Source organism: Chryseolinea sp. T2, assembly GCF_037203685.1.
Classification (GTDB): Bacteria; Bacteroidota; Bacteroidia; order Cytophagales; family Cyclobacteriaceae; genus Chryseolinea.
The window spans coordinates 140,782-159,796 of the sequence record NZ_JBBCAU010000008.1; the positions used below are offsets into that span (position 1 = coordinate 140,782).

The 19,015-nt window shown below is 47.4% G+C and carries 16 protein-coding genes; 8 read left to right on the forward strand and 8 right to left on the reverse strand.

The genetic code is table 11. From position 1 onward, the window contains the following. Nucleotides 1–81: 81 nt before the first annotated feature. Nucleotides 82–2,304 carry a tetratricopeptide repeat protein gene (locus WBG78_RS23815; RefSeq protein ID WP_337329014.1) on the forward strand — a complete coding sequence of 741 codons (2,223 nt, stop codon included), beginning with the start codon at nucleotides 82–84 and terminating at the stop codon, nucleotides 2,302–2,304. Nucleotides 2,305–2,370: 66 nt separating this feature from the next. Beyond that, the gene (locus WBG78_RS23820; protein ID WP_337329015.1) at nucleotides 2,371–4,767 is read left to right on the forward strand and encodes a penicillin acylase family protein; all 2,397 of its coding nucleotides are present in this window, start codon (nucleotides 2,371–2,373) and stop codon (nucleotides 4,765–4,767) included. 96 nt (nucleotides 4,768–4,863) lie between these two features. Here the strand turns inward: WBG78_RS23820 and WBG78_RS23825 are convergent, their stop codons facing one another. The 6 genes from WBG78_RS23825 to hpt form a co-directional block, all read right to left on the reverse strand. Beyond that, nucleotides 4,864–5,751 (reverse strand): hypothetical protein, encoded by an 888-nt coding sequence (locus WBG78_RS23825; protein WP_337329016.1) that lies wholly within the window; start codon nucleotides 5,749–5,751, stop codon nucleotides 4,864–4,866. Nucleotides 5,752–5,875: 124 nt separating this feature from the next. After that, nucleotides 5,876–7,003, reverse strand: coding sequence for a molecular chaperone DnaJ (dnaJ, locus tag WBG78_RS23830; protein WP_337329017.1), 1,128 nt, complete (start codon nucleotides 7,001–7,003; stop codon nucleotides 5,876–5,878). Between the two features lie 29 nt (nucleotides 7,004–7,032). Continuing rightward, on the reverse strand, nucleotides 7,033–7,575 hold the full coding sequence (locus tag WBG78_RS23835) for a nucleotide exchange factor GrpE (RefSeq protein WP_337329018.1): 543 nt from the start codon (nucleotides 7,573–7,575) through the stop codon (nucleotides 7,033–7,035). A 220-nt stretch (nucleotides 7,576–7,795) separates the two neighbouring features. Then, nucleotides 7,796–8,785: a GTPase ObgE gene (gene obgE, locus WBG78_RS23840; protein ID WP_337329019.1), complete on the reverse strand. Its 990-nt coding sequence runs from the start codon at nucleotides 8,783–8,785 to the stop codon at nucleotides 7,796–7,798. A 57-nt stretch (nucleotides 8,786–8,842) separates the two neighbouring features. Then, nucleotides 8,843–9,424, reverse strand: a complete 582-nt coding sequence (locus tag WBG78_RS23845; RefSeq protein ID WP_337329020.1) for an adenylate kinase — start codon at nucleotides 9,422–9,424, stop codon at nucleotides 8,843–8,845. A gap of 80 nt (nucleotides 9,425–9,504) precedes the next feature. Then, nucleotides 9,505–10,056 carry a hypoxanthine phosphoribosyltransferase gene (gene hpt / locus WBG78_RS23850; RefSeq protein WP_337329021.1) on the reverse strand — a complete coding sequence of 184 codons (552 nt, stop codon included), beginning with the start codon at nucleotides 10,054–10,056 and terminating at the stop codon, nucleotides 9,505–9,507. Between the two features lie 183 nt (nucleotides 10,057–10,239). Here hpt and WBG78_RS23855 point away from each other — a divergent pair, with 183 nt between their 5' ends. From WBG78_RS23855 to WBG78_RS23865, 3 genes are all read left to right on the forward strand, one after another. Continuing rightward, the gene (locus WBG78_RS23855; RefSeq protein ID WP_337329022.1) at nucleotides 10,240–10,887 is read left to right on the forward strand and encodes a BACON domain-containing protein; all 648 of its coding nucleotides are present in this window, start codon (nucleotides 10,240–10,242) and stop codon (nucleotides 10,885–10,887) included. A 48-nt stretch (nucleotides 10,888–10,935) separates the two neighbouring features. Beyond that, on the forward strand, nucleotides 10,936–11,448 hold the full coding sequence (locus WBG78_RS23860; RefSeq protein ID WP_337329023.1) for a hypothetical protein: 513 nt from the start codon (nucleotides 10,936–10,938) through the stop codon (nucleotides 11,446–11,448). Nucleotides 11,449–12,054: 606 nt separating this feature from the next. Beyond that, on the forward strand, nucleotides 12,055–12,612 hold the full coding sequence (locus WBG78_RS23865; RefSeq protein WP_337329024.1) for a hypothetical protein: 558 nt from the start codon (nucleotides 12,055–12,057) through the stop codon (nucleotides 12,610–12,612). A 220-nt stretch (nucleotides 12,613–12,832) separates the two neighbouring features. Here WBG78_RS23865 and WBG78_RS23870 read toward each other — a convergent pair whose 3' ends face one another. Both WBG78_RS23870 and WBG78_RS23875 read right to left on the reverse strand, forming a co-directional pair. Beyond that, nucleotides 12,833–14,191, reverse strand: coding sequence for a Gfo/Idh/MocA family protein (locus tag WBG78_RS23870; RefSeq protein WP_337329025.1), 1,359 nt, complete (start codon nucleotides 14,189–14,191; stop codon nucleotides 12,833–12,835). A 95-nt stretch (nucleotides 14,192–14,286) separates the two neighbouring features. Then, nucleotides 14,287–15,198: a M20/M25/M40 family metallo-hydrolase gene (locus WBG78_RS23875; RefSeq protein ID WP_337329026.1), complete on the reverse strand. Its 912-nt coding sequence runs from the start codon at nucleotides 15,196–15,198 to the stop codon at nucleotides 14,287–14,289. A 102-nt stretch (nucleotides 15,199–15,300) separates the two neighbouring features. Here WBG78_RS23875 and upp point away from each other — a divergent pair, with 102 nt between their 5' ends. The 3 genes from upp to WBG78_RS23890 all read left to right on the forward strand — a co-directional run bounded on the left by upp (nucleotide 15,301) and on the right by WBG78_RS23890 (nucleotide 18,999). Further along, a complete protein-coding gene (upp, locus tag WBG78_RS23880; RefSeq protein ID WP_337329027.1) occupies nucleotides 15,301–15,945 on the forward strand; it encodes a uracil phosphoribosyltransferase in 645 nt (214 codons plus the stop codon). A 153-nt stretch (nucleotides 15,946–16,098) separates the two neighbouring features. Continuing rightward, the gene (locus tag WBG78_RS23885) at nucleotides 16,099–16,509 is read left to right on the forward strand and encodes a hypothetical protein (RefSeq protein WP_337329028.1); all 411 of its coding nucleotides are present in this window, start codon (nucleotides 16,099–16,101) and stop codon (nucleotides 16,507–16,509) included. A gap of 63 nt (nucleotides 16,510–16,572) precedes the next feature. Continuing rightward, nucleotides 16,573–18,999, forward strand: coding sequence for an ABC transporter permease (locus WBG78_RS23890; protein ID WP_337329029.1), 2,427 nt, complete (start codon nucleotides 16,573–16,575; stop codon nucleotides 18,997–18,999). Nucleotides 19,000–19,015: the final 16 nt, after the last annotated feature.

Here is a 19,015-nt window from a genome sequence, read left to right on the forward strand (position 1 = left end):
CTAATTACAATTGCCGGACGGATTCTTTATCTTTAGTAGCTCTCTAAATCGATGTTTAGAAGCTGCCTAAATCTTTAGTATATGCCCCCGACAGTTGCCGGCCATCAATACGATATCTTTATCAGTTATCGCCACAAGGATAACAAGTACGATGGATGGGTCACCGAGTTTGTAAACAACCTCCGCAATGAGCTGGAGGCGACCTTTAAAAGGGACTTGTCAATCTACTTTGACCAGAATCAACACGATGGGATTCATGAAACCAACGATGTTGCAGATTCTCTGAGAGATAAGATAAGGTGCCTGGTCTTCATTCCTATTCTATCAAGAACTTATTGTGATCCGGAGAGCTTCGCGTGGAAACATGAGTTGCTGGCATTCCGCGACCACGCACTTAGCGATGAGTTTGGTCTTAAGGTGAAGTTAAAAAACGGGAATGTCACGAGTCGGATTCTTCCGATACGAATCCATGAACTGGACCAAAGCGATCGTAATCTCTTTGAGGCTGAGACCAAGGGCGTACTCAGACCTGTTGATTTCATATACACTTCATCCGGGGTTAATCGTCCACTCAGGTCGCATGAGGATGAGCCTCGTGAAAATCAAAGTCATACTTTTTACCGCGATCAGATCAACAAGGTGGCTATCTGCATCAGGGATATCGTGAATTCGACAACCGTTTCACAAAGTGAAGCAAATAGCAGGCGAAGAGAAGTTAAGGATGAGCGAAGTGAGGTGAATAGGGATGATAGAAAAGATGATATAGCAGAAGGGATTGATCACCCTAAGCAAAAGGCGCGTGTTTCCAATTTGACAAAGGTGTCGATTGTTGCAGGTGCAATTTTGTTGCTGGCACTTGCGTATTTTGTCTATTCGCGATCACAGGCGAGTAGTGCAGCCGTTGCAGCGACATTTGGGTCAGCACCAAGTTCAATAGCCGTTCTCCCGTTTGTAAATATCAGCAACGATCCTGAGCAGGAATACTTCAGTGATGGCGTTACGGTGCAGATCATCACGGACCTATCTCAGCTCAGGGACTTAAAGGTAATTGCCCGGGCGTCGGTGATGAAGTACAAGAAGACGTCGAAGTCTATTGCTGAGATTGGAAAGGAATTGAACGTTACACACGTATTGGAAGGCAGTGTGCGGAAGTCAGGAGAGAAGTTGCGTGTGACGGCGGAGTTGATTTCGGTCTCAGACGAATCACATTTGTGGTCGGAGGATTACAATACGAACCTGTCGGACATCTTCAGTGTGCAGGATGAAGTGTCATTGAAGATCGCGAAGTCCCTCAGGCATCATCTGCAAAATGAGGACCAACCGAGAATGCTTGCGCGACCTTCAAATCCGAAGGCCTATGAGCATTATCTCAAAGGTCTGTTCATACATGACAGTCGCTATCAGCTCTCGCATCGTCTACCTGACTTTCTGGAAGCAGAATCCGAATTTTCAAAGGCGATTGAACTCGATCCGAAGTATGCGATTGCCTATGCCGCGTTGGCGGACCTGTACGATACGCACAGCTGGTGGGCATCGGATCGGGCTAACTATTTGAAGCTCCGTGACTCGCTGGCTACCATCTCTTACCGGCTGGATCCCAAGTCATTTTATTCGCTTCTCGTGAAGGCTTTCACATTTACGAACAATTATGTTCAGAATGAATTGCGCGAGCAACCTGACAGTATCTTCAAATATATGTTGATGGCTTATCAACGAAGCCCCAATGATAACACGGTGACGGAGGAACTTTCTTTATTCATGAGACGACATGGACTATTTGATAAAGCACTCGAGCTTGCAGAGCTCAGTATTACGTTGGACCCACTTTCATCAAACGGCCACAATCTCGTGGGTGGATTCCACTTTGGGAACGGCAACCTTGCGAAAGCGGAAGTGTATTTACAAAAAGCGTTAGCACTTGAGCCGGATAATGTGAACGCGTTGGCCGATTTCGCGGGTGTGAAAATCGTTTCAGGTGATTTTAAGGCGGCTGACCAGTTTATCGACCGAATTAGGCCGCTTAATCCCTACAGAGCTGATGTTATGCATGCATACAGGTTGGCAGCCAGCGGCCAGAAAGACGCGTTAAATTTGAGACGAGACGAAATAACCTATACACTTCTGGAAATGAATGATGAGGCTATCGACTATCTGAAGAAGAATCCTAAAGATTATTTGTATCTGAAAAATCATCCCGTGTTGACGAAATTGCGCAGTGATTCGAGGCTTCAGCCAGTGCTGGCAACTGCCAGGGAAGTATATGAACAAAGCCTGAAACGATTTTCTTTTTCCAATGCTCAGTGAATGCGTGCGTTATCGAGTGAATTGACCTGTTAGACATTTCCTGATTCAATCTGAGGAGCCCCCGCCATGAAGATATTCAAACGAATTGTTATTGGACTCGTTGTAGTGATCTTTGCAATCATCATTGGACTCTATTTCTATTTACTGTCTACGGCCCCTGATTATTCAGGAACCGTCATACTTGACGGATTGAAAGCAGAAGTGCAGGTTCTCTACGACAATTATGGAGTGCCTCACATTTATGCTCAAAACGAAGAGGATGCATACTTTGCCCTTGGCTATGTGCACGCACAGGACAGACTATTTCAAATGGAAATGCTGAGACGCGCTGCAGGTGGAAGGCTCTCTGAAATTTTAGGTGAAGATTTGATCAAGGTTGATAAGTTGTTCCGAACGCTTGGCATTAATCAGTTTGCAAAAGAGCATGCACGGAAGTTTCTCAATGCGGACACTGCAGCTTTTCAAAAAGATGCGCTTGCTTATCAAAAGGGTGTTAACCAGTATATCAAGACTGGCAAGACACCGATCGAGTTTACCATCATAGGAATACCCAAAGAAGAGTTTAAACCTGAAGATATCTATCTGGCAGTCGGCTTTATGTCTTTTGGCTTCGCGGAAGGGCTACACGCAGATCCAGTGTTGCAAAAGATCAGGAGCGAATATGGCGATGAGTATCTCACAGACTTCGCCGTACAGACGCCACCGGATGCAATTAAGATAAAGAGCTATAAAGGAGCCATTAAGAATTCACCTGGTGATTCGCTCATTGCTACCATAGATGAGGCGTTGAGTAAGATTCCTGCTCCTCTCTGGAGCGGAAGCAACGGCTGGGTTGTTGCTGGCAGCAGAACGGAAAGCGGATATCCTATCCTTGAGAACGACACGCATATTGGATTTGGTCAGCCAGCCGTCTGGTACGAAGCGCACATGGAGTATTCAGGCAAGAGCTTCTATGGTCATCACATCGCTGGGATACCATTTGGATTGTTGGGCAACAACCGTCACTCGGGTTGGGGACTTACCATGTTCGAAAATGACGACGCTGATTTTTATTTTGAGACGGTGAATCCCCACAAAGTAAATCAGGTTAAGTTCAGAGATCAATGGGAAGATTTGTCTGTTCGAAAGGAGATTATCAAAGTAAAGGGGAGGCCGGATGTTGAACTGGAAGTGCGTTCGTCGCGCCATGGTGCGTTGATCAATGGCATCATGGAAAATGCTCCAGAAGAGCAGGCAGTAGCCTTATCGTGGATTCTTACCAGGGAAACAAACGAAGCTTTGCAGGCTGCGTGGCTATTGAATCATGCGCAGAGTTTTCGCGACGCGGAAAAAGCAGCGGCCACCTTCTCAGCGCCGGGACTCAATGTGATGTATGCGGACGTTGACGGCAACATTGCGTGGTGGGCCTGTGCTAAATTGCCTGTTAGACCCAAGCATGCAGTAAGTAAACTATTCTTAGATGGGGCAAGCGGAAACGATGAGTATCAGGGTTACTACGACTTCACGAAGAATCCACAAGTTATCAATCCACCCTGGGGCTATGTGTACTCGGCAAACAATCAACCGGACACTGTTGATGGCGTGCTATATCCTGGCTATTATTATCCGAAGGCAAGAGCGGGACGGATCGTCGAGTACCTGAGCAAGGATAAGGAGTGGAAGTCCGACGACATGAAGGAGGTCAATCTTGATGTGGTTTCAATCAGCGCTCCGGAAGTTGCAAAGGAGATGGCAACGGTATTGAAATCTTTGAATAAGGAAGAATACGCTCCGCTAATTGAACTGCTTCAGAACTGGAATGGTGATCACAAGAGTACCGACACGGCGCCTTCTGTTTATTATAACATGTTGTCGCAGATCTATTATCTCACCATGAAAGATGAGATCGGAGCTGACGCGCTACATTCAATATTGGCCACGTCGGTTCCCAAGAACTCGGTGAACAAGTTTATCAAAAATGAAAGTTCGCCGTGGTGGGATGATATTCATACCAGGAGCATAAGCGAAACACGCGCAATGATTTTTGATAAGGCAGCGCAAAAGACGTTGACGCTGTTACATGAATCGTGTGGAGACAAGCCTGAGGATTGGGTATGGGGTAAAATTCATACCCTTAAGCACAAGCATCCACTTGGAGTTGTGAGTGTGCTCGATAAACTGTTCAGCGTTGGGCCGTTCCCGGTGGATGGAGGAAATGAAGTACTGAATAATCTGCATTTCGAACTTGATACCACAGGCTACTTCCATGTTACCGGAGGACCAGCACTTCGTAAGATCATGGATTTCGGAGCTATTGAAAAAGGCGAGACGGTTTCGCCGTCAGGGCAGTCGGGGAATGTGATGAGCTCGTATTATTCTGATCAGGCGGAGATGTACGCAACGGGGAAGTTTAGAAAGATGTTAATGAATAAGGAGGAGATTGAGAAGGCGAGCGGGAATAGGTTGGTTTTGAAACCGCGGTAGAGGCAATGTTGTCGTGTCAACGCAATGCGTTGAATCGTAGAGACGCAATGCATTGCGTCTCTACCCCGTCGTTTGTTGTATGAGATCGTCCGTGAATTATTTAAACACAATATTCCCCATCGACACGTCGAGGTCGAAGACGAGGGCATTCTTTGCTCCCTTGGAATAGGCGCGATTGGCGAATGTATTTTCACCGACCTTCTTGAGGTCGGAAGGAATGTTTACGCTGCAAAGCCATGAATCCTGGATCTTAACCAGAACAGGAGTTTCTTCTTTTGGAAGGATGATGGTAAGGTTGCCAGCTCCAACGCTTCCTTTGATGCGGTTTGAAACAACCGGCTTATTGCTGAAGTCGAGGGTCATGTTTCCGAAACCGACATCGGCCATCACACAATGGGTGCGGGAAAGGCTAATGTTCTTAACGTTTACCGATCCAAGGTCGACCTTCACAAAAAAGGTATCCATGTCGACCTGGTTTTCGAGGGCAGAGTAATAGCCCACGTTGACGTCGGCGCTGCCGGTGTTGATCTTCAGTTTTTTTACAGCAAGTCCGGACAGATCGATGTTGGCATTTCCAACGCCGTAGTTCAGTTCGAGCAGATAGGGTTTGGAGTTGGTGAGGTACATTTTCCAGACCTTGTCGTCGGCGGGCTTGTCGCTCGGGCCGAAGAAGCGGGTAGAAATCGTCTGGCTAAGACCTTCGGCCTGAACTTCCTCCAGGTTCAGGACCACCTCGCAGGTTTTGCCCTTTACCTCTTTGCGAAAATTGTGGGCGTAGCCCGATTCAGACTGGTTGCTGTATACGTTAAGGATCTCTGGATTCTGGCTTGGTTTGATGAAGCAGTTGCCACTATTCGCCTTCAAAGTGAGGCTAATATTCTCACAGTAAGGGGCGTCCTCTACGGTGAATTGCTTTTTGATCTGCCCACACGCCAACCCCACGATCGCAATTGCCCAGCCTGTAAGCCAATATTTCTTCTGCATGACGAATATTTACGGCCTTGGCTCCCACGAAGTTACGCAGTGTAAGATTTAGCGTTAAATCGTAAAAAAGCCTCGTCTAATCAATGTTAAACGAGGCTCAGTGGAAATAGTTGAGTATTTCTGACTAATTGAAAAACTCCTTCATTCGTTCAAAAAAGCCCTTTTCGTTGGCATCCGGGTGGGGTTCGAAGTTGGGGGACTGCCTGAAGCTCTCCAATTTTGTCCGTTCTTCTGCCGTAAGTTTTTTCGGCGTCCAAACGTTTACATAAATCAGCTGATCTCCAACCTCATAGCCGTTCACATCTTTGAGGCCTTTTCCCCTCAGTCGGAGGATTTTTCCGCTCTGGGTTCCGGGGTCGATCTTGATCTTTACCTTTCCATTAACCGACGGTACTTCAACTGCGGTACCCAATGCGGCATCCACGAAGCTGATGTAGAGGTCGAACACGAGGTTATTTCCATCGCGTTTCAGCTGTTTGTCTTCCTGTTCTTCGATTACTATGAGCAGGTCGCCGGCCACGCCACCAGGTGCTTCGTTGCCCTTTCCGGACATTGACAACTGCATGCCGTCTGCAACGCCAGCGGGGATCTTCACAGAGATAACTTCTTCTTTCGATACAAGTCCTGAGTTATCGACGCCACTGGGACGCTTATCGATCACCTGACCTGCGCCGTCGCAGGTAGGACAAGTGCTGGACGAAACCATCTGTCCAAGCATCGTATTGACCACTTTGCGCACCTGGCCGGAGCCCTGACAGGTTGTACAGGTCTTGAAAGTGACGCCCTCAGCTTTGATGAGGCGATTGACCTTCAGTTTCTTTTCGACTCCATTGGCGATTTCATCGAGAGTGAGTTTCAGCTTGATACGAAGGTTCGATCCTTTACGAACACGGCGACCGTTACGGGTTCCGCCGCCTCCACCGAAGAAGCTTTCGAAAGGACTTCCGCCGCCACCGAAGATGTCTCCGAACTGGCTGAAGATGTCTTCCATGTTCATCTCATGGCCGCCGCTATATCCACCGCTGCTACCCCTGGAATGACCAAAGCGATCGTACTTAGCACGCTTGTCGGCGTCGCTAAGGACTTCATAAGCTTCAGCTGCTTCCTTGAATTTCTCCTCGGCTTCCTTGTTGTCAGGGTTCTTATCCGGGTGAAATTGGATGGCCACTTTTCGATAGGCCTTCTTTATCTCCTCCGGCGTTGCTGTCTTGGCGACACCCAGTATTTCGTAATAATCCCGTTTCGTTGACATGTAAAATTAGGTGATGGGGTGCTGTTCCGTTACTTGCTTCCGACAACGACTTTAGCATGGCGTACCACCTTGTCGTTAAGCATATAGCCCTTTTCGACAACGTCTACGATCTTGCCATTCAATGCATCATCGGTTACCGGAACCTGGGTGATGGCTTCGTGCAGGTCGGTGTTAAAGTCCGATCCGGCCTTCAGGTCCATTACCTTCAACCCGCTTTGTTCCAATACCTTTTTGAATTTGCTGTGGATGAGGAAAAAGCCTTCCAGCTCCTTGTCCTCCTTGTTCTGAAATGACTTCTCCGCGCGTTCGAAATCATCGACGACAGGAAGAAGCGTTTTCAGCAGTTGTTCATTTGCAGACTGAATCAAATCCAGTTTCTCCTTGGCCGTACGGCGGCGGAAGTTCTCGAACTCTGAATACAAGCGAATGAACTTGTCTTTTTGTTCGGTGAGGTCGTTCTGCAATTTCGTCACCTCGGCAGCGACGTTTGCTTCAGCGGTGGCAGTGCCGGAACCTGCCACATTTTCGGGCGTGCCGTTATCTTCGGAAAGAATTTCTTCGTTTTGACTCATTTCTAATGTGTTTTTGGAGCCGCCTCAGGACGGCAATTCAAATGACGGGCAAAGGTCAACAATTTTGCCAAAGACGGAGGTAGTGCCAAAAAGACCGGAAAAATATGATAGTCCTGAGTCTTTAGTCCTGAGTCCTGAGTGGGTAACGAGTCTTTTAGCAGGCAAGTAGATTTAACTACTCCAGGAGTGGCGGTGGATCAGGGGGCCGGTTTGAGCGAGTTTAGTGCAGGTTTTTCCAGATCAGGTCTTTCAGGGGCATAATGCCTTTTCCCGTTACTGAAGAGATGAAGACTGCGGGGAGATCGGCGGGAAGTTCCTTTGAAAGGGCGGCCTGGAGTTCGTCGTCGAGCATGTCGGATTTCGAAATAGCCAGAATGCGCTTCTTGTCGAGCAACTCCGGGTTGTATTGGGAGATCTCACCTAACAGGATGTCGTACTCCTTCCCGATGTCGGCGCTGTCGGCGGGAATAAGGAAGAGGAGAAGTGAGTTTCGTTCGATGTGACGCAGGAAGCGAAGGCCGAGGCCCTTGCCTTCAGCTGCGCCTTCGATGATGCCTGGAATGTCGGCCATTACGAACGATTGATCCTCGCGATAGGACACAACGCCCAGGTTAGGCGTCAACGTTGTAAATGGATAGTCGGCGATCTTTGGTTTGGCAGCAGAAACAACTGACAGCAATGTTGATTTGCCGGCGTTTGGAAAGCCGACAAGGCCAACGTCGGCAAGCAGCTTCAATTCAAGTATGATCCATTCCTCACGTCCTGCTTCGCCCGGCTGAGCATGCTGAGGAGCCTGATTGGTTGACGTTGCAAAAAAGGCATTTCCCTTTCCGCCGCGACCACCAGGTGTAAGAATGTATTCTTTACCGTCTTCGGTGATTTCAAAAAGCACTTCGTCGGTCTCGGCGTTGCGTGCTATAGTTCCGAGGGGAACTTCGAGAATTTCGTCCTTACCGCTTGCGCCCGTACGGTTCTGCTCTTCTCCGCGATTGCCCGGAGTAGCAATGACATGCTTCCGATACTTCAGGTGAAGGAGCGTCCACAGCTGACTGTTGCCCTTGAGGATGACGTGACCCCCACGACCTCCGTCACCACCATCGGGACCGCCGTGCTGAATGAATTTTTCCCTATGAAAATGAAGGTATCCAGCCCCCCCGTTGCCCGACCGTGAACAGAACTTTACGTAATCGATGAAATTGGGGGACGACAATTCAATTAAGAATTAAGAATTAAGAATTGAGAATCGGAGATGGTTAGTGACCATAGACTACAGCAATAAGCTTTTGTCGACCTCGCGACAGATGTTATGGAAAATGGCATCGATCTCACCAACACCAACCACAGACGCATAACGTCCAAGGTTTTTATAATAGCCTGCCACCGATACGGTTTCTGCTTTATATACTGAAATGCGATTGTTAATCACTTCCGGTTTGGCGTCGTCGGGGCGATTTTCTTTCAGTGCCCTTGACGCAAGACGCGAACGAAGTTCATCTTCGGTTACTACGAGCTCAACAAGAACCTTGATGGGAGCTCCCAGGTTTGCGAGGAGGCGATCGAGTGCCTCTGCCTGAGGAATAGTACGCGGAAATCCATCGAAGATGATGCCTCCGATGCCGGGGCTGCTTTTGATCTTGTCATCCACCATGTCAATCACAACCTGATCAGGTACCAGGTTGCCCTTTGTCATGTAATCCTGGGCAAGTTTACCAAGAGGAGTACCTTCTTTCAAATGTTTTCGGAACAGGTCACCTGTTGAAATATGAAGCAGAGAATACTTGTCGATGAGCTTGGCACTTTGCGTGCCTTTACCCGCGCCCGGAGGTCCGAAGAGGATAATGTTAATCATGCATTAGGAGTTGAAAGTGTTCGAAAAGGCGGGTGTTCCCACCAGTTTAGCCGACGAAGATAGTGAATGCATCCCACAATTTATAAAGCCGGATTTTCGGAATTTGTTGGTTTCATACGATAGATATCGGTCAAATTGCGTCCATGGCCGTCGTAGTCTAATCCATAACCGAGTACAAAATCGTTCTCGATGTCGAAGCCGACATATTTAACATCCATCTTTTTTTCGCGGGCAGGAGGCTTCCTCAGAAGAGCGACAACTTCCACGGACCGTGTACCCAATTCTTTCAATTCGTTCACGATCTTTTGTAACGTGAGGCCGGTATCGACGATGTCTTCGACTATGATCACATCCTGATTGAACAGGCTGAGCTCCAGACCGACCAAAGTCTTAAGCTGGCCCGTGCTCGCCGTGCCTGAATAAGAGGATACCTTCACAAACGATATCTTATTAGGAACATCGATTTGTTTCATCAGGTCGGAAGCGAACATGAACGACCCATTTAATATGGGCAGAAACACTGGCGCTTTCGACTGGTAGTCGGCATTGATCATTTCAGCCAGCGCCTTCACCTGTGCCTGAACTTTCGTTTTGGTTATGAATTTGACGAACTCGAGGTCCTTAACGATCATAGGATTTTCCAAAGGGATTGCAAAATTAGCAGAATCCGGGACATGGGCAGAGATTCCCGCTCAACTGTTAGCAACGGGACCCGATGCAAACGAATCAAAAAGTCAGATGGCTCATAATTGACACAAGCATTGATTTAAAGGTCTTTATTTCTGTAACTTGTGGTACATGTAAACCAAAAGGCGATGAAAACAATGCGCCATCTGTTAGCTGCGATTATCGTTGTGCTCATATTCAGTTGCCAGGATGACAGGATAAAATTACCACCTGTTATGGCGAGCCCGAGCATTGTAATCTTAAGGTCCGACTACCTTGAGCAGTACGTTGACCTCTTTGCCAGTACATCCGGCACTATCCATTGGCAGGTGATCTATAAGCCCGAATGGGTTGATGTAAATCACATGAGTGGAGTAGTGAATGCGGGGCCCATTGTCATCAAGGCTGATATAACGGGTCTGCTGCCACAGACACTTGAAGACAACGTTGTTTTCAAAACTACCACGGGCGACCTTACCATTCCGGTGAAAGTAACGATAACTACATCAACAGCCTTCAAAATTTCGCCTTCGCCGATGGTTGTAAATTTCGATGAATCAACAATGAAATTCACCATTAGTAACGTGAGTACTGAATCTGCGACGTGGCAAATTACTCCTTCGGCAGCCTATGTAGCTGTTACACCTTCATACGGTTCATTAAATGCCGGAGAGACGTCGACGCTGACCCTGGATGTAGACAGGAGCACACTCGAAGCAAAAACCTATAGTGCTGTTCTTGATCTCAGGTTGGATGGTTACTTAGCTTCTGAAACGACGGTTACTATCAACAATTGAAAGATGGTACATCGTTGCTGAAACATATTCGCTGAAAGTTAACTAGTCATGAAAACAGCCTTAGCATCGTTGCTTGTCATATTATCGTATACGCTACACGCCCAGAATTTAAACTCCAGGCATAAAATCAACATTGGATTGGGTGTAGGCATGGACTATGGAGGACTGGGAGGGCGCGTTACTTATCTGCCGATAGAAAGATTAGGGCTATTTGCCTGTGCCGGGTATAATTTAAACGGCGTAGGCTACAATGCGGGAGCACAATTTCTGTTTCCCAAAAACAGGCATGCATTTTATCTCACCGCGATGTATGGTTACAATGCAGTTCTCGTGATGACCGGCGACAGCAATGACGGAGGTATCTACTACGGTGTGACTGCCGGGGTAGGTTATTTATTTAAGATAGGCAGCCGCGGAAACTTCTGGAACTTTGAGCTGCTCGTGCCGTTCAGGAATTCTAATTTTTATGATGACTACGACGCGCTCAACTCAATGGGCACGAATATGAGCGCGGCATTGCCCGTTGGCTTTAGTGTGGGCTATCATTTCAGTGTCCGATAGCAGAGAGTGTTTTCCCGCACGTGATCAGCAGTTGTTTGGAATGTATCAAGTTAACGTGCAGGGCTGCCGCGAATAAAATGCAGGGTCGGGAGTCAAGGGAGTTTTAGAGTTTTCGGGAGGTGCGTTGATTTGAGAGGTCTTCGCGTTTGCTATGGTTTTATTTTGGATAGTTCTGTTCTTCGTAGCGGGGTTAATTCCGAGGAAGGGGAGACTGCGGCTTTGCTTTCCCATACTTTAAATAAAATACCAAGTTAACGTGCAGGGCTGGCGCGAATAAATGCAGGGTCGGGAGTCAAGGGAGTTTTAGAGTTTTCGGGAGGTGCGTTGATTTGAAAGGTCTTCACATTTGCTATGGTTTTATTTTGGATAGTTCTGTTCTTCGTAGCGGGGTTAATTCCGAGGAAGGGGAGACTGCGGCTTTTACTTTCCCATACTTTAAATGAAGTTCCGATTTCACGTGCAGGGCTGCCGCGTGTTATCGTTCAAACCTATTGCATTAACATCACAAACCTTACACCAGCAAGGAATGCGAGAATGGATCTCTGATATTTTCTGCATTGGTGGATAGATTTACATACCCCTTAATTCTTAAACCGTTAATCCATCATGATAAAACGCCTTGTTGTACTGCTATTATTAATTTCAAGTATTGCCTCCGCCCAGGAAACGAGTGATGAAAAGGAATACAAAGACAAGTATGCTCTGGAGGATGACTATGCAAAATTCACGTTGGGTTTTGGAATGGGTCTCGACTTCGGAGGTTTCGGAACACGTCTGACCATTTCGCCCGTGAAGAGCCTCGGACTTTTTGCAGGCATGGGTTATAACCTGGTTGGCTTTGGTTTCAATGGTGGCGCGCGATTCAGGTTTGCACCTGACAAAAAAGTCAATCCTACACTGCTTGCCATGTATGGATACAATGGCGTGATCAAGGTTGTTGATATGGATGAATACAATGGCTCGTACAACGGCTTTACCATTGGCGCAGGTATACAATTAAACTCGAGGAAGAAGCTTAACTACTGGTCATTTGAATTGCTTGTTCCGTTCCGCTCTCAGGAATTCTATGATGACGTGGATATGGTGAGTAACGATCCCCGGGTCGATATGACGGACCCGCTGCCAATAGCGATCAGCGTGGGTTATCACCTTAATCTGAACTAGGTATCAACTGTCATTCTCAACAGCAGGAATCCCTGTTCGACTTCCGCGTTTCCTGGCGTCAACTGGATCTATTGACCATATCGGTAGTGTCCTGTAATCGCTTGCTGGGCAGGCAGCCCAACGGAGTGTACCAAAAGGAACACAGTCAGGATAGTACGCATGGGCGGTGGTCAGTGGCAAAGCTACAAAGTATATAACGGTGTGACGTAGATAGTGTCACCTAATACGAATCACCTGTGGCAAAATCGTTCTTGCGATACATCCACTGTCCTTTTGTGAAATCCGGAAATTCTACCGTTTCGCCTCCAAGCCTTATAGATGATTCCGATAGCGGAGTGATTGCGCTCCAGGTAACTGCATCATAAACATCCTGAGGAGTGTTCGTCTTTTTCTTTACTGCTTCAATGAATGCATTCAATACGAACCAGTCCATTCCGCCGTGGCCTGCGCCCGCGGCGTCGTTGCCATATTTCTTCCAGAGCGGATGATCGTATTTATCAAGCCACTCTTTTGCGTTGTCCCAGTTATGCGGCTCCTTGCTTTTTCCCTCGATGTAAATCGAGTTGTTCACATCCATCCAAATACCATTCGTGCCCTGAACGCGGAATCCAAGCGAGTAGGGACGCGGAAGGTTAGTGTCGTGCTGTAACAGAATCGTCTCGCCTTTCGCAGTTTTGATCATTGTGGTCACAATGTCACCCAACCTGAAATTCACCTTTGCGTTAGGGTGGTTTTCTCCTCCTACCTTAACGATGTACTCATGCAGTCCGCGTGACTTCGTTGAATAGGAAACCAGTTCAGTAAAGCGATTGCCACGGTTGATGTCAACCATCATTGCTACCGGGCCGATTCCGTGCGTAGGATACAGGTCGCCATCGCGTGTTACAGAATGAAACGTACGCCATTTTGCCTCTGAAAATGCTTTGTCGCCGAACTCAACGCCTCCGCCATACGCCTGCTTTCCATCATTGAATTTCACGGCACGAAGATCGTGCTGATAGCCGCCCTGCAGGTGAACGATTTCGCCGAAGATATTCTGACGCACCATATTCAATACGGCCATCACGTCGCGGCGATAACAAACGTTCTCCAGCATCATCAGCGGCATTCCCGTTTCTTCGGAGGTACGAACGATTTCCCAGCATTCTTCTATGGTCATGCCGGTAATCACTTCGCAGCCAACATATTTTTTTGCCTTCATTGCGTCGATGCACATCACCGTATGCCATTCCCATGGTGTGGCGATCACAACGGCATCGATGTTCTTATTCTCCAGCAGTTTTTTGTAACCATAGTCGCCATCCATAATGACCTGAGGCATTGGCTTACCCGACTTTTTAATCAGCTCTTTGCTCATGTCGATCATGCGTTGTTGCACATCGCATATTGCCACTACTTCAACATCATTGCGTCTGAGTGCGAGATCGAGGTGATTTTGTCCGCGCAGTCCGACACCGATAAAGCCCAGTCGCACTTTTGTATCAGCGGTTGCTGCAAACAGATTTTCGGCTGAAGCCAATGAAAGGCCAGCACCTGCAATTGCAGTGGTTTTAATAAAATCTCTTCTGGAAGTCTTCATACGATATGACTAATAAATAAATGCTTACGAGGTGATACTCTTTAACCGAGCGGTTAAAGGTGGTGAAAGTTGTATTCTTCGGAAACAGTTTTTTTCTAAAGATCTTTCATCAACCATTCATACAGTTGAATCATGGCAGCGATGTCGCGTTTGTGCACGCGCTCGTGCGGAGTGTGTGCGTGTGCTTCAGGTGCGCCAACGAAACACCAGTCGAATGGATACGGAGATGTTTGAAGTTCGCGACCGTCGCTGGAGCCTGCACCTTCAACCTCGAGCTGGAATTCGACCTTTCTTTTTCTTGCAATTTCAATGATGCGATCTACGTACTTCTTACGAGGTATGTTCCTGTCGCGCATGGAAATAGCGACGCCCTTGCCTGGCAACACGCCTTCAGTAACCCACGTGATATCGGAGACCAGCGCCTGCGTGACATTCCATTTTTCTGCAATGAATTTTGCAAGGTAGGGTACTGACCCACCGCCGTGTTCTTCCCATGCGCTGAAGACAATGACGCCATCGGTGAGAGTCTCGGCGACCTTCAGCGCGTTGTACACTCCGAGGCGGTTATCGAGATATGCCGATTGAATATAGTCTTTAGTTTCTGTGAAGTTGACCTGGTAAGTAAGTCCGGTGCCGCGATCGATCTGACGTCCGAACTTGTAGAATGCGTGGTTGTCGCGATCAAACTCCAGCTCGCATACAATGGGTCCCAAAGAGTCGGTGCCAACGAGTTTTGTGCCTGCTTCAGCGTCAGGACTTCCAATTGGAAGCAGCTGGTTATGATACCTGACGGTGAAGCCAATGCTGTCCATATGGGCGAAGATCGCCGTTCGTGGTTTGCCAAACTTCAGGATGAGGCAGTCCTGAAACTCATCGCCATGAAAGAGTTCGGGCTTCTTCTTCCATTTCTTCATTTCCTTCCGGATATAGCGGAGAAGGAAGTCTTTCATTGGACTTTCGTCGCCCGAGGGCGCATGTATTTCACAAAGCTGCTGAAGGATCTTCATCGATTATATTGAATGTTCGAAAGTCTACCCTGGCATTCAGGTGCAGAAGTTGGTTCTTCTTGCAACTTTATTCTAAATTTTGATTAGAAAAAAGCACGCAACATGGTTTTCAACCTTAGCACCGGGAATACAGTAGCCAACCATTTTATTGCGCAGTTGCGTGACCGGTCCGTCCAGGCAGACAGAATGAAGTTTAGGAAGAATCTTGAGCGGCTGGGGCAGGTTATGGCCTATGAACTATCAAAGAAGCTCGAATACGATACACACCGTATCGAAACGCCACTTGGAACGTCGACAACTATGCTGTTAAAGACAGAGCCAGTACTCTTCACAGTGCTACGGGCAGGGCTGCCGTTCTTTCAGGGGTTTCTCGATTATTTCGATCGCGCCGACTGTGGCTTTATTGGGGCCTATCGGAAGGAAGGCAGTGAGGAGCTCGTTATTCAATTGGATTATGTCGCTTCTCCGACTGTGACCGGCAAAGATGTTATCATAGTAGATCCCATGCTGGCGACCGGAAAGTCCCTCGTACGCGCCATTGATGCGATTTCAAAAGTTGGATTGCCAAGACATATCTATATTGCGAGTCTGGTAGCAGTTCAGGAAGGAATCAATCACATCGAACGTCATGTTAGTGTGCCTCATTCGATTTTTACCTGTGCAGTAGACCAACAGTTAGACGAGCGTTTCTATATTGTACCCGGTCTGGGAGATGCGGGAGATCTGAGTTTTGGCGTAAAGTTGTAATAAACTGCCGATAATAACAGATAGCTTGTGCATTTGAAAGCGTTGGAAGAATTGTTGACAGAGACATTCAGTTGCAAATAACAGACAGCATTTGTAGAATGAACAACTATGTGGGATGAATTGCTGAAAGCGGTGCCGGTATACTTTTCGTGTATGCTCAAATTCTTTTTTGGGCCACTGGGTGGCTATGCGGCAGGGCTTACGCTGCTCACTACGATATTAACGACCGTAGCGGGTATGATGACCGTTGTGCTGGTGTTTGCCTTTTTTGGAACGTTCATCCGCCAGAAGATCGTCGCCAGGTTTATGAGGCGGAAACGTCGCTTTACGCCCAAGAACAGAAGGCTGGTTCGCATATGGCAGCGTTTTGGAATCTTCGGTGTGGCCATACTGACACCGGTATTGTTTACACCAATTGTGGGCGCAGCAATAGCGGTGAGTTTTGGCGTACCGAGGCAGACTATGATTCTTCACATGTTCATTAGCGCTTCAATATGGTCTGTACTGGTGAGCGTTATCGTTTATGTATTCGGGCAGGAGATTGTGACACGATATTTCAACTGAGGAGAGTGCCCTTTGGAAGACTGAAGTTCCGTGACTTTCTGAAATACTCAACCTGGGAAAAAAGTGTTGTTAAGCTACTTCAAACATGCGCTTCGCAGTCTTCGACGACGGAAGTTGTATTCAGCCATTAACGTATCGGGATTAGCTTTCGGCATTGCCGCGTGCATGCTCATCTGGCGATATGTGGATTTCGAAATGAGCTACGACAATTTCCATAAGAATGCTGACAACATCTATCGGACGGCATTTACCGAGTATGGCAAGAACTGGAAGGATGATTGGTTCACTGAGTTCGGTTATGGATTGGGACAAGCTTTACAAAGTGAAATACCGGAAGTGAGGAACTACGCGCGGGTTCATCCATTATATGGTGATGCAGCGCTTGTGAACATTGCCAACAACAACGGAAGCGCCAGGATATTTCACGAGGAGAACGTTCTGTTTGCAGACCCTTCTTTTCTAAGCATTTTTAGTTATGAAGTATTGAAGGGAGATGCGTTGCACTCTCTTGATCAGCCTTCTTCCATTGTAATTACTGAATCAATGGCCAGGCGTTTCTTTGGGAACGGTGATCCTATTGGAAGATCTGTTGAAGTAAAGACCAGGGATTGGGTTGACGGCACGTATGTAGTTACGGCAGTACTAAAAGACGTACCGGCCAACGCACATCTGCAGTTTGAAATGCTTCTCCCGATGCATAATCTGTTACAGATTGAATATTACAGAGAGCCTGATGCCGCCTGGACTGCGATGAACTTTACCACCTATGTGGAACTCGTTCCGGGAGCCGACGTAAAATTGCTGGAGTCAAAGACGAAGCGTTTCATGGATGATCGTGTTGGAACGGAGCCGTTGGGCGTAAGGCTTTCATACCAGCCGCTTCGTGAGTTAAATTTGTCACCTGATCTGAACAGGGCCAACAGTCATCTGATAAGCCTGTACTTCTTCATTCTCATTTCCATATTCATTCTGTGTATTGCATGGATCAACTACGTTAACCTTTCGACGGCTCGGGCAATTGAACGAGCAAAGGAAGTTGGTGTCAAAAAAGCGATGGGAGTGTTGAAGCGTCAGCTTATCGCTCAATTTATGTGTGAGGCGATAGTTATCAACTTTATGAGCGTGGTGCTTGCGTTTGCCATCGCCAGCCTGTTGCTGCCGGTACTGAGTAGCATTGTTGGGAAAGAGATTTCATTCAATTACTCTGACCCGATAATGTGGACTGCATTTGGGGTTCTGCTCGCGTCGGGAGCATTTGTCTCGGGTATTTATCCGGCATTTATTTTATCGTCATATCAGGCTGCTGACGTTATCAAGGGAATTAAGAAGAGTGAGCGGGGTTTTGGATTGCGTCGCGCGCTTGTTGTATTTCAGTTTTCGTCGTCCTTGTTGCTGATTGCAGGAACTTTCATCATATACAGTCAGCTCGATTATATGTTGAAGAGCGACAAGGGATTCAAGACGGATCAAATGCTGATCTTAACCGGTCCGCAGATTATTGACGAAGACAGAAGGAGCGAGCGAATGCTATCGTTCAAGCATGAATTGATGAAGATCCATTCTGTTTCGGCCGTAACATCGTCCGGGGCAATACCAGGGGGAGGTTATAGTTTCACGACGGGGATGCAGAAGGCAGGAATTGCCGAAGATAAAAACAAGTTTCGGGAATCGATCCATGTGGTGCTGGTAGATACGGATTTCATAAGGACTTATGGGATGCAGGTTTTGTCAGGGCAGCCCTGGAATCCGGAAAATGCTTCAGAAATGAAAGCGGTTTTTCTGAACGAAGCGGCGATGCATCGCATGGGCATCAATACTCCCGAAGAGGCGCGTCACGAGAGAATCATCGTTGGTGATGGTGAACCGGTGGCGATTCAAGGTGTGATAAAAAACATTCACTGGAATTCGCCGATGTCTGCATATGAACCAATGATGTTCATGCCACAGTCAGCAAACAACAGCCTCTACTCTGTTCACTTGAACGGAAATATTCAGGAAAGCATACATCAGATTGAAGGCATCTATGAGAATTTCTTCCCGGCAAATCCGTTCGAATACTATTTCCTCGATGAGTTCTTCAATATGCAATACCGGGAAGTTCAACAAACGGAACGCATCTTCGGCATATTTGCAGTTCTGGCAATTGCTATTGCCTGTTTGGGTTTGTGGGGGCTCGCTTCGTTTACCGTAGCAAACAGGCAGAGGGAGATCGGTATACGTAAGGTGCTTGGTGCAACGGTTGGTGGAATCGTGTCATTGCTATCGATGCAGTTTGTAAAACTGGTAGCTATTTCCGCAGTGATTGCGTTGCCCGTTGCCTGGTACATTGCTGATGAATGGATCAGCAACTTTGCTTTTAGAGTCCGTCTGACATTCGATTTGTTTGCAGTGCCGTTACTGACGCTGTCAATCTTAGCGTTGGCTACTGTCAGTCTGCAGATATTCCGCGGGGCGCGTACGAATCCAGCCGACACACTACGGTCGGAGTGATTGTGAGTGATCGTTG

What these genes read in the sequence shown, in the direction of transcription:
- WBG78_RS23870 (WP_337329025.1), bottom strand. Translation starts at nt 14,191, where the DNA reads ATGAAGACTTCCAGAAGAGATTTTATTAAAACCACTGCAATTGCAGGT.
- WBG78_RS23835 (WP_337329018.1), bottom strand. Translation starts at nt 7,575, where the DNA reads ATGAGTCAAAACGAAGAAATTCTTTCCGAAGATAACGGCACGCCCGAA.
- WBG78_RS23860 (WP_337329023.1), top strand. Translation starts at nt 10,936, where the DNA reads ATGAAAACAGCCTTAGCATCGTTGCTTGTCATATTATCGTATACGCTA.
- WBG78_RS23875 (WP_337329026.1), bottom strand. Translation starts at nt 15,198, where the DNA reads ATGAAGATCCTTCAGCAGCTTTGTGAAATACATGCGCCCTCGGGCGAC.
- WBG78_RS23825 (WP_337329016.1), bottom strand. Translation starts at nt 5,751, where the DNA reads ATGCAGAAGAAATATTGGCTTACAGGCTGGGCAATTGCGATCGTGGGG.
- WBG78_RS23885 (WP_337329028.1), top strand. Translation starts at nt 16,099, where the DNA reads ATGCTCAAATTCTTTTTTGGGCCACTGGGTGGCTATGCGGCAGGGCTT.
- WBG78_RS23855 (WP_337329022.1), top strand. Translation starts at nt 10,240, where the DNA reads ATGAAAACAATGCGCCATCTGTTAGCTGCGATTATCGTTGTGCTCATA.
- hpt (WP_337329021.1), bottom strand. Translation starts at nt 10,056, where the DNA reads ATGATCGTTAAGGACCTCGAGTTCGTCAAATTCATAACCAAAACGAAA.
- WBG78_RS23845 (WP_337329020.1), bottom strand. Translation starts at nt 9,424, where the DNA reads ATGATTAACATTATCCTCTTCGGACCTCCGGGCGCGGGTAAAGGCACG.
- upp (WP_337329027.1), top strand. Translation starts at nt 15,301, where the DNA reads ATGGTTTTCAACCTTAGCACCGGGAATACAGTAGCCAACCATTTTATT.
- WBG78_RS23865 (WP_337329024.1), top strand. Translation starts at nt 12,055, where the DNA reads ATGATAAAACGCCTTGTTGTACTGCTATTATTAATTTCAAGTATTGCC.
- WBG78_RS23815 (WP_337329014.1), top strand. Translation starts at nt 82, where the DNA reads ATGCCCCCGACAGTTGCCGGCCATCAATACGATATCTTTATCAGTTAT.
- WBG78_RS23820 (WP_337329015.1), top strand. Translation starts at nt 2,371, where the DNA reads ATGAAGATATTCAAACGAATTGTTATTGGACTCGTTGTAGTGATCTTT.
- dnaJ (WP_337329017.1), bottom strand. Translation starts at nt 7,003, where the DNA reads ATGTCAACGAAACGGGATTATTACGAAATACTGGGTGTCGCCAAGACA.